This is a genomic window from Pseudomonas bubulae, from assembly GCF_037023725.1.
GTDB classification, from domain to species: domain Bacteria; phylum Pseudomonadota; class Gammaproteobacteria; order Pseudomonadales; family Pseudomonadaceae; genus Aquipseudomonas; species Aquipseudomonas bubulae.
Genome location: NZ_CP146077.1, coordinates 2,968,096 through 2,981,595 on the forward strand (window position 1 = coordinate 2,968,096; position 13,500 = coordinate 2,981,595).

General features: G+C 59.5%; 15 protein-coding genes. 6 read left to right on the forward strand and 9 right to left on the reverse strand.

The features are described from left to right. Positions 1–31: 31 nt before the first annotated feature. The 7 genes from V6L81_RS13705 to V6L81_RS13735 form a co-directional block, all read right to left on the reverse strand. Positions 32–883: a CAP domain-containing protein gene (locus V6L81_RS13705; RefSeq protein WP_095000449.1), complete on the reverse strand. Its 852-nt coding sequence runs from the start codon at positions 881–883 to the stop codon at positions 32–34. A gap of 49 nt (positions 884–932) precedes the next feature. Then, the gene (locus V6L81_RS13710) at positions 933–1,613 is read right to left on the reverse strand and encodes a GNAT family N-acetyltransferase (RefSeq protein WP_095018060.1); all 681 of its coding nucleotides are present in this window, start codon (positions 1,611–1,613) and stop codon (positions 933–935) included. Positions 1,614–1,804: 191 nt separating this feature from the next. Then, positions 1,805–2,359 (reverse strand): UPF0149 family protein, encoded by a 555-nt coding sequence (locus V6L81_RS13715; RefSeq protein ID WP_095020053.1) that lies wholly within the window; start codon positions 2,357–2,359, stop codon positions 1,805–1,807. A 47-nt stretch (positions 2,360–2,406) separates the two neighbouring features. Continuing rightward, a complete protein-coding gene (locus V6L81_RS13720; RefSeq protein WP_338660041.1) occupies positions 2,407–2,751 on the reverse strand; it encodes a hypothetical protein in 345 nt (114 codons plus the stop codon). Positions 2,752–2,877: 126 nt separating this feature from the next. Beyond that, on the reverse strand, positions 2,878–3,279 hold the full coding sequence (locus V6L81_RS13725; protein ID WP_095000642.1) for a hypothetical protein: 402 nt from the start codon (positions 3,277–3,279) through the stop codon (positions 2,878–2,880). A gap of 26 nt (positions 3,280–3,305) precedes the next feature. After that, positions 3,306–3,761: a GNAT family N-acetyltransferase gene (locus tag V6L81_RS13730; RefSeq protein WP_169917009.1), complete on the reverse strand. Its 456-nt coding sequence runs from the start codon at positions 3,759–3,761 to the stop codon at positions 3,306–3,308. Between the two features lie 15 nt (positions 3,762–3,776). Then, a complete protein-coding gene (locus tag V6L81_RS13735; protein ID WP_095000444.1) occupies positions 3,777–4,742 on the reverse strand; it encodes a threonine dehydratase in 966 nt (321 codons plus the stop codon). 85 nt (positions 4,743–4,827) lie between these two features. Here V6L81_RS13735 and V6L81_RS13740 point away from each other — a divergent pair, with 85 nt between their 5' ends. Both V6L81_RS13740 and V6L81_RS13745 read left to right on the forward strand, forming a co-directional pair. Beyond that, complete coding sequence (locus V6L81_RS13740; protein ID WP_095020051.1) at positions 4,828–6,201, forward strand: PLP-dependent aminotransferase family protein; 1,374 nt, start codon at positions 4,828–4,830, stop codon at positions 6,199–6,201. An 80-nt stretch (positions 6,202–6,281) separates the two neighbouring features. Then, complete coding sequence (locus V6L81_RS13745; RefSeq protein ID WP_095000442.1) at positions 6,282–6,506, forward strand: hypothetical protein; 225 nt, start codon at positions 6,282–6,284, stop codon at positions 6,504–6,506. Positions 6,507–6,660: 154 nt separating this feature from the next. Here V6L81_RS13745 and V6L81_RS13750 read toward each other — a convergent pair whose 3' ends face one another. Both V6L81_RS13750 and V6L81_RS13755 read right to left on the reverse strand, forming a co-directional pair. Further along, positions 6,661–7,338 carry an RES family NAD+ phosphorylase gene (locus V6L81_RS13750; RefSeq protein ID WP_323165693.1) on the reverse strand — a complete coding sequence of 226 codons (678 nt, stop codon included), beginning with the start codon at positions 7,336–7,338 and terminating at the stop codon, positions 6,661–6,663. Next, on the reverse strand, positions 7,338–7,739 hold the full coding sequence (locus tag V6L81_RS13755) for an MbcA/ParS/Xre antitoxin family protein (protein ID WP_095000440.1): 402 nt from the start codon (positions 7,737–7,739) through the stop codon (positions 7,338–7,340). Before V6L81_RS13755 ends, V6L81_RS13750 begins: the two co-directional genes overlap by 1 nt. A 245-nt stretch (positions 7,740–7,984) precedes the next feature. Between V6L81_RS13755 and V6L81_RS13760 the strand changes: the two genes are divergently transcribed. The 4 genes from V6L81_RS13760 (at position 7,985) to V6L81_RS13775 (ending at position 13,489) form a co-directional block, all read left to right on the forward strand. Further along, positions 7,985–9,763, forward strand: coding sequence for a type I secretion system permease/ATPase (locus tag V6L81_RS13760; RefSeq protein WP_095018053.1), 1,779 nt, complete (start codon positions 7,985–7,987; stop codon positions 9,761–9,763). Further along, positions 9,732–11,057, forward strand: coding sequence for an HlyD family type I secretion periplasmic adaptor subunit (locus V6L81_RS13765; protein WP_095018052.1), 1,326 nt, complete (start codon positions 9,732–9,734; stop codon positions 11,055–11,057). The genes V6L81_RS13760 and V6L81_RS13765 overlap by 32 nt, the downstream gene beginning before the upstream one ends. 2 nt (positions 11,058–11,059) lie before the next feature. Then, positions 11,060–12,442, forward strand: coding sequence for a TolC family outer membrane protein (locus tag V6L81_RS13770; protein WP_095018051.1), 1,383 nt, complete (start codon positions 11,060–11,062; stop codon positions 12,440–12,442). Between the two features lie 363 nt (positions 12,443–12,805). After that, the gene (locus V6L81_RS13775) at positions 12,806–13,489 is read left to right on the forward strand and encodes a response regulator transcription factor (protein WP_095000436.1); all 684 of its coding nucleotides are present in this window, start codon (positions 12,806–12,808) and stop codon (positions 13,487–13,489) included. Positions 13,490–13,500 lie beyond the last annotated feature (11 nt).

Here is a 13,500-nt window from a genome sequence, read left to right on the forward strand (position 1 = left end):
TTACCGCCTCGCTCAACCCCTTCGCAATACCTCACTGCGTCCCGAACAGGGCCGTCCAGTAAATCCCTGCATCACTTTTTGGGTCTACCGCGTAGGCTGCGCCCAGCTCGCGAAACCCCGGATTCATCACGTTGGCGCAATGACCAGGGCTGGCCAGCCAGCCGTCGACCAGCTTGCGCGTGGTGTCCTGCCCGGCGGCGATATTTTCACCGATCTGCTGCGCGATATAGCCCGCCAGTTCAGCGCGATCCCCCGGGGTGCTGCCATCGCGGCCCTTGTGATCGAAGTAGTTATTGTTGGCCATGTCCCGTGAATGACTCTCGGCAGCGCTAGCCAGGGTGGTGTTCCAGGTCAGGGGCGCGGCAGGGCCGAAGGCCTGGGTGCCGCATTGGCGGGGTTGGTTACGGGCGCTGTTGAGCATCTCGAGGACCTTCTGGCCTTCGGCCTGCCAGTCTCCCAGGCGTGCCGCCAGCAGCGGACGGGCCAGAACGATGCGCCAGTCACGCTGGTCGTGGCTGACGCCGATATCGACAAATTGCGGGTCCAGCACCACGCGGCAAAAGCTTTCCTGGACGGCTTTCATGGCGGCCTGGGCGTCACGGGGGCCGGACAGGTTGATCGCCTGTACGTTGACCATCGGGTATGCCGCCTGTGCCAGGGCTTGCTGCAAATCGCCAAAACTGCTGGCCGGCAGCACCAGGCGGGTGTCGGCCGACAGTGGCGGCAACTCTTGCGAGGCCTGCCCTGCGCACAATTGAATCTGGCTGCGGTAAGCATTGATCGAGTCGATCAGTTGCGATTCTTCGCTGGCCACGGCGCCAGCGCTGAACACCAGACTCAGTGTCAAGGCGCCGAGACGGGGCAGGGTGAAGTGAGCGCGCATACGGGTTCCCTCTTAACGGAGTGCAACCATGATGCGTTATTTCGCCCCTTTAGTCTTTTGCCAGGGCCACAAAGGCTTTGGCCCGGGCAGTCAGTTGATCGATCTGGCGATCACGTTTCTTCTCGGCGTCGAGCATGGCCTTTTTGCCGTTGCGTTGCAGCAGGTAGGTATGGATCTGGCGCACTTCGGTGGACTGGTAGATCGCGGCGACGTCGAGCACGGCCATCAGGCCGTCGCTGCTATGGTCACGGGTGTTCATCAGCACTTGCGGGCCGCGGGTACCGATGACTTGCAGCCCCATTGCCTCGAATTCCGCAACCTTGGTCACACTGCAAGTCAGCTCGGTGTGAGGGTAGCGGCGCACGACTTCCTCGAGCATCGAACGGGTCACCCCCAGATGGCGGTGGCTGGCCAGCTCGGCCATATAGGCAATGCCGCAGGCCTGGGGGTCGTCCTTGAAAGGCAGGTACAAGGCGAAGCCCGTTACTTTTTCCGGGTCCTGGGCATCGGTGGCGACAATCAGCTCGACCGCAATGCCTTTGGTGCCGTCGAGTGCCTGCAGGTACAGATGCACTTCAAAGCCGATGGCGTACTGATAAATGCTGTACAGCAGATTGCTCGGGGCGATTTCCATCGCACTGATATCGCTCAGGTGATCGACCACGAGCTGCAGGATCTGGCTGTTGATCGGTTCGCTGACCGGGGAATCGAAATGGCTGAGGGTGGTCATGGGGATGGTTTCTATAGTGTGCCGCAGCACAATTCGTAGCAGCTGCCGAAGGCTGCGTCCGATTGCGAAGCGATCGTAAATGCGCAGTGCAAGGTTTATCTGGATAATCGCGGTGGCTGATTTTACGGCGGCTTCGCCGCCGGACGCAGCCTTCGGCAGCTGCTACAAAATCAAAATCAGCTTCGCCGAGGTCAGCGCTGGCTCAACCAGAAGTCATGCAGCGCCCGGGCCGCAGGGGCAATGGCGGCAACGCTTTGCTGGTGGGCGGCAACGTCGAGGTCGTCGGGCAGTTCGAAGTTGTCCTGCTCGGCGCAGTCGGCGATGGCCTGGAGCAAGCGTGCTTGCGGCGCCGGAAGTGCTGGCCAGTTGCTGATGGCCACCGCACGGGTGTAACCAAAACACCACTCTTCCGCCAGGGTTACATCCTGGCCCAGATGTTCGGTCTGCTCGAAACGCGGAACAAATGCGCTGCTGTCCTCAGCCAGTTGCCGGGCCAGGGTATTGATATGGCGAACGCTCAGTTCGATGAACTGTTTGGCTTCCTCAGGGTTTTCCCAGGCCGGGTTCTGACCGCCCCAGATTGCCGGGAACCAGTCGGCGATATCGACCCGAGTCGGGCTTGAAACCAGTGCGGTGAAATAACCGTCGAGCTCCGAAGGGTTGAGCACGGAGTGATCGTCGCCGTATTTGAGCAGCGTGTTTTCGATCACGTCAAAGTCGCTGGCGTTCAGGGGTTGCGATTGCATGTTCGGGCTCCTTGGTGTGGCGGCAAAACGGGTGGTCTGCGGCAGACTCAGTCCACCGAAACAATAGACTCGAGTTCAAAGTATTTAAAGCCAGCCTTGGCCAGGGCTTTTTTCGCCTCTTGCTCGGCGTTGAATCGGCTCAAATCCTTGGAGTCATGGACAAACAGGCTTTCATCGCCGTCAAATACCTTGGTCACCCGCATGGTGACGCGCAGGACAGGCCCGCTGCGCTTTTTCGGCACAGGTGATGGCGCTTTGGCAGGTGCCGCAGCTTTTTTCGGAGCAGGGATGGTTTTGGCAGGAGCCGGTTCAACTTCAGGTTGAACCGGGGCAGCAGGCAGATCAAGGCCGAGCGCTCTGCGCATGCCGTCCTCGGTGAATCCGGCACTCATTGGTATGACTCAGTTAATTTAAAAGACGCGCTTATAGGGCAGAGATTCGGGTTATGGCAAGCGAATTTGTTCATATGCCGCAAAATATGACCTTTTCCGGGGTTAAAGCCCTTGTTCAGAGCCGATTCAGGGGTCGCTAAACAAGCCGTGACCATCCAGCAGTTTCCAGGCAATTTCAGGTCGTTTCTCCAGCGCCCGGCGGATGGCGGCCGGGATTGCCTGTCGGGTTTTTCGGCACAGGCCCGGTTGCTCGGCGAGGTGTATCGCAATGCCTCGCATGGTACGCACTTCTGTGACGCCGGGGTCGATCAGCACTTCAATGCCCAGTTGCTCGTGCATGCGGCGCTGCATATGTTCAAGATCGTCGAAGCTTTTCAGGTTTTCCAGCCGCTCGATCAGCACTTTCTCGGCCTGACGCGTGAGGTTGAGGATGCGCAGGTCGGTGCCAGGTGTCGCCAACAGTTGCTCCCGCTCGCAGATGCAGGCGCCGGGTGGGCAGGGTGAGCGCAGCGACGCAGAAGAAGTCATCAGGCTCAGCATAGCTGCCCCGGGATTTAGTCGTCCAGACGCAGGGCCATGATCACGGTGCGCTCGTCCCCATGGAACTCGTCGCGTACTTTCGCAAAGCCCAGTTGCGCGTAGAAGGACTCGGCCGTAAGCGAGGAGGGTACCCGCAGCTCCTGAATCTGCGCAACAATGGCCGCCTCCTTGATGCGTGCCATCAATTGCTGGCCTATGCCTCGGCCCTGATGGCCCGGATTGACGAACACACTGCGCACCACCGCGTGATCCAGGCTGGCAGTTCCCACTACAAGGTGTTCGTGTACGGCCACGTACATCTGGCGCTGCTGCATCAACTTCAGAATCTCGGCCGGGCAGAAGTTCTGCCCGATCCGGGTGATCACCTCGGGGGAATAGTCCCGGGCATTGGATTCGCGCAAGGCGGCAATCACCACCTTGCTGATGGCCTGGGCATCGCCCGGTGTGGCGCGGCGAATCAGGTACTGCATACACACTCCTTTAGGTTATGCGTCAGCGCTGTTGGCCAGAATGGCGGCATACAGCAGGCGGTCAATGTTGGCGCCGCTCAGGATCAGTGCAACCCGGCGCCCTTTTTGCCTTGAGCGCTCGCTGATCAGGCCGGCCAGCGCGGCGGCGCCTGCGCCTTCAGCGGTGTTATGGGTGGTTTCATGGTAGACCCGAATCGCATGGGCGATCTGCTGGTCGGACACCCGAATCACCCGCGCCGCGCCCTTGGCAATAATTTCCAGCGCCTCGGGCAGCGGTTGGCGACAAGCCAGCCCGTCAGCAAACGTGTGGGCCGACTCGGTGCAGACCACACGGCCCTGCTCGACACTTTGCGCATAAGCATCGGCGTGCGCAGACACCACACCGACAATCTCGGTCTTCAGGCCCAGCAAGTCGCGGGCCTGGATCAGCCCGCAAATTCCCGAGCCCATGCCGATGGGGACATACACTGTGTCCAGTTCTTCCACTGCTTCTAGCAACTCCAGCGCATAAGTGGCCACGCCGCGAATCAGGTCGGGATGGAAGGCGGGGACCAGGTGCAATTTATAAGTGTGTGCCAGCACCGCCGCATGGGTGCGGGCCTCGTCAAAATCCTTGCCGCATTCAATCACGGTAGCGCCGAGGGCCCGCATGGCGGCATTCTTTTCCACCGAGTTGCCTTCCGGCACCACGATCCGGATTGGAAGGCCTACGCTGCGCGCTGCCAGTGCGAGGCTCTGGCCGTGATTGCCGCGTGTGGCTGTGACCAGGCCTTTGGTGCCCGGTTCGCGGGCCAGCAACCCCTGCACATATAACAGGCCGCCGCGCACTTTGAAGGCACCGGTGGGCGTGTGGTTTTCATGCTTGACCCATACCGTGCAACCCATGCGTTCGGTCAGCAAAGGCCAGGCCAGTTGCGGTGTGGGCGCCAGGGTCTGGTGCACGGTATGGGCTGCAAGGCGAAGGGCATTCAAATCAAACATGGCACACCGTCATCGAGGGATTTGACTCGATTCTAGGCACGACGCATTGTATGGGCCGACCCTTATATTGCATGGCCAACAATAAATGTGGATGCCAACACTCAATGACACAGACCAGCCGCGCTATCTTGCGCTGGTCGATGCAATCACCCGGGCCATCGCCTGCGGCGAACTGCAACCCGGTGCACGTTTGCCACCCCAGCGGCGTCTGGCCTGGGCGCTGGGCTGGAACCCCAGTACCACGATGCAGGCTTATCGCGAGGCGGCCAGGCGGCATCTGGTTTCGGGTGAGGTAGGGCGTGGTACCTATGTGCTGGCCAGCAGCCAGGAGGCGACGCTGTTCAGGCTGCAACACGCCGATGAGCAGACACCCCGTATCGACCTGCGAACCAACCTGCCCGCCATTGACCATCTTGGCGAAGAGGATGGGTTGGCCTTGTCCTGGTTGCTCGACAGTAACCAGGCGATCCGCTTGCAGGGTTATTTGAGCGCTGCGGATCTGTTGCAGGCACGGGCACAGGGCGCGGCCTGGCTCAAGGGCCGCGGGCTGGACTTGAGCGTGGACAACATCATGCTCTGCACCGGCGCCCAGCAAGGGCTGTTTACGGTGCTGCTGTCGTTATGCCAGGCAGGCGATGCGGTACTGGTTGAAGCCTTTACTGCGCCGGGAATCAAGGCTGCCTGCGCACAGTTGCGTTTGCCCATGCATGGCGTCGCGATGGATCGGGAAGGGATCCTGGCGCAGGACTTTGACCGGATGATCCGCGCCACGGGTGCGCGGGTTGCCATACTGACCCCGACCCTGCAAAACCCGACTTCGGCGGTGATGAGCGTTGAGCGCAGGCTGGCGATTGCCGATATTGCCCGACGCCATGGTGTGCAGGTGATTGAAGACGATGTCTATGGTGCGCTGACCGATAGCCCGCCGTTGTACCGCTTTTTGCCCGAGCTCGCAGTGCTGGTCACCAGTTTGTCCAAGACCGTTGCGGCGGGAGTGCGCCTGGGCTGGATTGTGGCTAACCCACAGCTGCTGGCGCGTATTGATCCCTATGCGCAGTCGGCGCACTGGGGGGTATCGCCGCTGTGCCAGGCCATCGCCTGCCAATGGATCAGTGATGGCACAGCACAAGCGCGGCTGGAGTGGCAAACCCTGGAAGTGAGCCGGCGCTGGCGTCTGGCAAAAAAGTTTTTGGGGGCTGCGATGTATCAGACAGACACGCCATCACCGCATATCTGGGTGACTGTGGAAGACGGCGCCGAGGCGTGTCGCGCCGTTGGCGTTGAGGTGGTGCCGGCGGATGTATTTGCGGTGAAGTCCAGCGCTGGCCATGCGGTGCGCATCAGCCTGACGGCGGCTGCCAGTGTACAGGCTTTGAAAGTGGCGCTGGAAAGGATTGCGGGTTTGCAGCCCTCTGCAGGAGGGAGAGGGAACAGGCCGCAACCAGCAAACAAACTTTAGCGTCTCCCAATCAAGTCCCCTCTCCCTGCCGCAGCGCGTTAGGGTGAGGGGCTTTTCATCTGGCTAACCAAGGAACCCCTATGCGCAGAGAAATCGGCTACTGGCACCGCGAAGGTCGCGAATTGTTCTACTACCTGGAATTCAAACCTGAAACCGCCGAGTTCTACCTGACCTGCGAACACACGCCCGCCGAAGGCGAGGGCAGTGTGCGCTCGGTATTGCTCAGTGAGGCTCGCGGCGAGCGCTACTACGAAGATGCGCTGTTGATCATCAAAGAGGAACTGTTCAAGCAATACACCCTCTGAAGGTTGCTGGCAAAACCTGCCACGCGCTGGTCACGCCGAGCATGGGCTTGTGCAAAGCACGGTTTTCCCTGCGGTTCACAGCCTGAAGTTCAGGGACTTCAAAGGCTGGGCTGAAGAAATCGATCAGGTGACCCGTTCGCCGGAATCCCTGGCCTTATCTTGGCACTTCGCTGAGCTGCAGGACCCAGGTAATCGCCTGCGCCTTGTCATCCCATACATATCTCAAATGCTGGCCCTGAACCGGTAGTGAAAGTGCTGGAGGGCGAAACGCAGCCACGCATTCGTGGCCGGTCAGGCGCACGCTGTTGTACAGCAGGCCCCAGGCGCCATCTGCCCGCAATGGCCGGGCGAAGGCCTGGGGCAGGCCATATCGGGCAGGTGAAGGATCGTGCAGTCGGGCAACGCCACGTATATCGATCATCGGCTTTACCACGCGATTGATATAGGTGCGCAGGGTGATTTCAATACTGGCTTCCCGGGTGGCCCGCCAGAATTGTTCCTGATGAAAGCAGGTCTCAGCAATGGCGGCCTCGAGGCTGTTGGCACAGTAGTACACACCATAAGTGCCATCGGTAAAACGACTGGCCCGGCCAATATGGGTAAAGGCGGCCATTATCGGCGTCGAGCCTTCGCCGCACAGACGGTCTTCTGGCGTTACCCGTTGCAGCACGCCTGCCTGGTCACGCAGGCGGTCATTGGTCAGGCTTTCGAGGGCGAAGGCGATTTCAAGATCTGCTGGATCCAGGGTGTCTTCAAATACCGAGATGGGCGGGAAGGCGCTATTGATGATGCGGTAAGCCTTGATCCATTCAGGCAGCACTGCATCTGGCATCAGCCGCGTACTCCATCCAGATAACGACGCACGTCTGCCAGATCGACCACCTGACCGGCGAGCATGTAGCCCAGGGCGCTCTGGCCATTAAAGGGCGCTGCGGTGTTGGGTTTGTGTACCCATTCGTAGGCCCGCTCAGGCTTGTTGCTGAACAGGATGCGCAGAGCTTTGTGTACGCCCATCAAGTACGAAATGCGTTCCAGAGTGTCGTGGGGCAAGCGCACGTTCGGCAGTTTTTTGTATTTGAAGTAGGTGGTATTACCAATGGCGCCGAGCAGGGTGCACTGTTGATCCTTGGTGCAACCCCAGTGCTCCATCAGGCTGAAGAAAAAGGTCAGGGCAACACGACCTGCATCGCCGCTGGTGATGTCGGGCTCAGGATTTTGGGCGACTAGATGCATGACTGCCTCCGATACAGGTATAAATCCAGCCTACTCCGGATATGAATAAATTCAAGACGACCGTTCGTAACTGAATGTTTGCCCCAGTGGCCCGGCAGTGAGTTTTTGCCCCGTGGGGGATTGCCTGTGCGTTGGTCTGTCAGTCTTTGTCTGCCAGTGAAGTTTTCGTGCCGCTCCACGCTAAGCACACCGCGCGGGCATGATCTACGCTTTACTAATGAAGGCTTTCAAAGCTGGAATTTTCAATGCGTAGCCCATCTGAAAACAGCCTGCACACTGCGTTGAAAGCCTGCCGGGAAAGCTTTCTCTCCGTTGGTTTTTTCAGCTTCTTTATCAATGCGTTAATGCTGGTTCCCACGTTCTATATGTTGCAGGTCTATGGGCGCGTGATCACCAGCGGCAGCCTGACCACCCTCAGCATGTTGACGCTGATCATGACCGGTCTGGTGATCACCCTCGGCTGCCTTGAGTGGACCCGATCACGGATCATGGTCCGGGTCAGCAACCGCCTGGACATGCTGCTCAGCCGCCAGGTCTACAAGGCCAGTTTCAAGCGGGCCCTGGAAAGCGGCGGGATGGACGCCTCGGCCCAACCGCTGAATGACTTGACCGGCTTGCGTCAGTTTCTCTCCGGTAACGGCTTGTTTGCCTTTTTTGATGCCCCCTGGCTACCCATCTATATCGCCGTGATGTTTATGTTTCACCCCTGGTTTGGCTGGGTGGCGACGGGCAGTGCGCTGTTGTTGCTGTTGCTTGCGTTTGTTAATGAAAGATTGACCGGGCCGACGCTGGCCCAGGCCAACAAGGAGCATATTGGCGCTTCGCTCTACACCACGAAAAACCTGCGCAATGCCGAAGTCATCGAATCCATGGGCATGCTTGAAACCTTGATGGACCGTTGGTGGACCCGGCAAAAAAATGTGCTGTTGCTGCAATCCCGGGCCAGCGATAAAGGGGCCATGATCAGCACCCTGTCCAGGTCGTTCCGGATTCTGGTGCAATCGCTGATTCTCGGACTGGGGGCCTATCTGGCCGTTGATCATCAGGTGGGGGCAGGGCTGGTGTTTGCCGGGTCGGTGCTGCTGGGCCGGGCACTGGCACCCATTGATCTGATTATCGGCAGCTGGAAAGGCTTTATTGCGGCGCGCTCGCAGTACGCCCGGCTTAACGCGATCCTGGCCAGCCAACAGGCTCAGCCCGAGCGCATGTCATTACCGGCGCCCAAGGGCGACGTGCACGTTGAGAACCTGACCGTTGCGGCTCCCGGCTCGAATATTGCCATCATCAAGAACATCAGTTTCAGTGTGCCGGCCGGTTGCGTGGTCGGCATTATCGGCCCCAGTGCGGCGGGCAAGTCTACCCTCGCCAGGGCGCTGCTGGGCATCTGGGCGCCGCTGCAAGGTGTGGTGCGCCTGGATGGCGCGGATATCAGCGCCTGGGATAAACATGAACTGGGGCCCCATATCGGCTACTTGCCCCAGGACATCGAGCTGTTCGAAGGCAGCGTCAGCGACAACATTGCCCGTTTTACCCGGGTCGATTCCGAGAAAGTCATTCTTGCGGCCACCACGGCCGGTGTTCACGACATGATCCTGTTGTTGCCCGATGGCTACGACACCGTGATTGGTGGTGACGGCGTGGTACTTTCCGGCGGGCAGCGCCAGCGCATAGGGCTGGCTCGCGCCCTATACGGCAGCCCGCGGCTGATCATCCTCGATGAGCCCAATTCCAATCTCGACGAAGTCGGTGACCGAGCCCTGATAGCTGCCCTTCACAGGATCAGGCTGTCAGGTGCCACCCTGTTTGTGATTACCCATCGCACCAATATTGTGTCCCAGCTTGACCGGCTCATGGTGATGAGCAACGGCGGCCTCAGTCTGTTCGGGCCGCGTGAGCTCGTGCTGACGGAGCTCAACGCACAGCAGGCGCCAAAACAGACCATGCAGGCTGAAACCGCCATGGCTGCGGTGGCTAATGGCAAGGACGGTTCCGATGAACCCCATGATCCCAATTCCATCAACTGACAACTTTGCCGAACTGACCACTAGCGACCGAAAAATCCGACGCCTGGGTTTTGTCATTGTGGTGCTGACTTTCGGCGTGTTCGGCACCTGGGCTGCGTTCGCGCCGCTTGATGGCGCGGCCTATGCACCGGGTGTGGTGACCGTGCAGGCGTATCGCAAAACGGTACAGCACCTTGAAGGCGGCATCGTCAAAGAGGTGCTGGTACATGACGGTGATACCGTCAAACAGGATGACCCGCTGATCATTCTCGACGATACGCCGCTGCGCTTCGAATACCAGATGACCCGTGGGCAACTGATTGCCGCCAAAGCCATGGAAGCCCGGCTTGTGGCAGAGCGCGACAATCTGCCCGAGATTGCTTTTGCACCGCTGGCCACAGCCGACATCCAGCGGGGCGGCGAAGCGCGCCAGGGCGAAATCCGGGTATTCAACGCCCAGCGAGGCTCGCGCCTGGGGCAGATTGCCGTGCTGCAAGAGCGCATTGACCAGTTGAATGAACAGATCAATGGCACCCAGGCGATTATCGGCGCCAAGGGGCATCTGGACAGGTCCTACAGTGGTGAAATTGTCGAATTGACTGACCTGCTGGCCCAGGGCTTTGTCGACAAACAGCGTCTGCTCGAGCAGGAACGCAAGCGCCAACTGCTCAGGTCGGAAATGGTCGAGCACCGTTCCGCAATCACCACCAGCCGCTTGCAGATCAATGAAACCCGGCTGCAGATCCTGCAGATCGACAAGGACTTCAATGCCGAAGTGGTCAAGCAACTGGCAGAGGTCCAGAGCAAAATTTACGACCTGCAGGAGCGCGCCAGCGCCCTGGAAGACCGCCTGGGCCATAGCGTGATTCGTGCCCCTGAAGCGGGCATGGTGATCGGCATGACCGTGCATACGATTGGCGGCGTGGTGCGCCCGGCGACCCCGTTGCTGGACATCGTACCGTCAGTGTCGGGGCTGGTTATTGAGGCCCAGGTGGCGCCGGTGGACATTGATCGTGTTGCCATCGGCAGGCGTGCCGATATTCGTTTTGGCGCGTTCAACAGCGCCACCACACCGGTGATCGAAGGCGAGGTCAGCAGTGTTTCGGCAGACCGGCTGATCAATGAAAAAACCGGGGCCGGTTATTACCTCGCCCGGGTCAAGGTGACCAAAGCCGGTGAGCACACCCTGGGGGAACGCAAGTTGCTGCCGGGCATGCCGGCGGACGTGTTGATCATCACCGGGCAGCGCACTCTGCTGCACTACCTGATGCAACCGGCGCGCAATGCCCTCTCACAATCGATGATTGAGGAGTGATCATGCAAGTGACTGCACGCGTGCTGGGTGGTTTGTTCGGGCTTGCCGCGGGGGTTGCCCTTGCGCAAGGCGCAGTGCCGGCGGCGCAAGGGGTCAGCGCATCGACATTCACCACTGACCTGATGCAGTTGTATCGCGAGGCCCGTTTGCAGGACCCGCGAATATTGGCCTCCCGTGCGCGGGCGCAAGCAGGGCAGGAGTACCAGCGTGAAGCCATGGGCACCCTGTTGCCGCAGGTATCGCTCAACGCCGGGGTCAACCGGATTCACCAGGAAAACGAGCTGGTGCAGCAGAGTTTCGACAGTGAAGTCTACAGTCTGGTATTGCGTCAGTATCTGTACAACAAGTCCACCTGGGAGAATTACCAGAAGTTCAAAAGCATGGCCAAACAGTCCGATTCCGAAGCCCTGGAGGCCCAGTCCGAGGCCACGGTGGAGCTGGCCCGGCGGTACTTCACGGTATTGGCCGCCGAAGATGAACTCGAACTGATTCAGGCCGAGCTGCGTACCACGCAAAAAAGCCTGGACCGGGTCAACGCGCTGTACGCCAAACAGCTGGCCTTGATTACCGATCAGCTGGACCTCAAGGCCCGTGTCGACGGCCTGGCGGCGCAGGTCCTGGATGCCCGTAACCAGGTCAGCGTCAGTCGCGCAGCGCTGGCCGAGATCGTCGGACGGCCGGTCAAGGAGAAGCTCAGTCGCGTGCGCGACGATCTGCAGTTACGGGTTTCGACGCAGAGCCTGGAAAGCTGGGTGCGCGAAGGGGTTGCGCAAAACCCGGCACTCAAAGCCAATGAAAGCGGGGTAGAGGTGGCTGGCGCGGCCTTGCGTAGCGGCAAGGGCGGGCACTATCCGACTCTGAGCCTGACCCTCAGCGCGCAGCAGTCCAACGAAGGCTATAACAATGCCCTGGTGCCGCGCACCGACAGTTATGTGGCCGGGATCGGCCTGCAGGTACCGATATACAGCGGCGGCTCGACCTCGGCACGGGTGCGCGGGCTGTATCAGGATCAGATCGCGGCCGAGCAACAGCTGGAGTCGGTACAGCGGCGGGTGGTCAAGGAAATCACCAGCGCCTACCTGACGGCCGATACCAGCGCAGAGAAGATCAGCGCCAGTCGCCATGCCCTGGCTTCGGCACAGCTGTCCAGAGCCGCCGCAGAAAAAGCGTTCGGTTACGGGATGGTGAATGCCGTCGATGTGCTGACCAGTGTGCGTAACGAATACCGGGCTCATCGGGATTTGCTCAAGACCCAGTACGACTTCGTCACCAATGTCATTACGCTCAATCGCTGGGCGGGCAAGCCACCTGGTGAAAGTGTCGCAAGCGTGAATCTGTGGCTGAATCCTGGCAGTCCGGCGGCGGACATTGCGGATCCGCGATAACGCCATTTAATTGACCTTGTGCTTATCTGTTAACCTGGCGTTACACCATCTGTCTGTTTTTTTGACACGCATGATGCCTGTCATACATGCCACGTCCCCCCGGCAGCACGCCTAAGGCCTTGATTTGCGTGGTCTGCTGGCCGCATGCGGGAATAAACACGAGGTGTCTGATAAAAAAACTCATTGCCCGATTGCCGTTCTGGCAGGCGGGGCAGCACGCAGGTCTGTCCTAGACTTAGCTGACAGCCCGAGGAAGAACATCAACAGGCGCAAGCTATTGATAAGTACTCCTGATTGTTTTTGCTTCTACTCGAACGGGCAGCGGGTAGAGGTGATTGATGGTTCAAGGGAGTCAGGAAGGTAATGCCCCCCCTCAGAAAACCCATACGTGTGATGCTGATCGACTGTCGCCCGCTTGTTCTCAGAGGTCTTCACGACTTGATCAATGCCAGGAAGCCTCAAATGGAAGTGAGTGGCCAGGCCACCACCTATACCCATGCGCTTGACCTTGCCGATCAGTTACGACCCCATGTCATATTTTTTAGCTTCTTTCCGGACGCGCTGAACCCGCTGGCGGTCATCACCCAACTCACCCGCAGTACCGGGATTAAAGTGCTGGTGCTCAAAGGGCTGTACGAGGTCATACCCGCAACCCAGGCAATGGAAGCGGGTGCTCGTGGCATCGTACTGGCGGAAGACCCGACCGAGTCGATCATCCTTGCCATCATCAAGGTCCACCATCGAGACACCGGGCTCAACAGGGCCTGGACCGGCGGCCTGTGTGACTATGCTGCGAGCGGGCATACGGCCTTGAAACACAATCTGGAACTGGAGAAACAATCGCGTCTGACCTTGCGCGAAAGAGAGCTGATTCGCGCCATCGTGGGTGAGCCCTCGGCCAAGTACATGAGCATCGCCGGAAGCCTGGGCATCAGCGAGCACACCGTGCATAACCATCTGAGCAACATTTACCAGAAGCTTGACCTGATCAACCGTACGGACTTGCTGATGTACGCAATCAAGCACGGGTTGTTTGACAGCAAATAAAGGCCCGACAA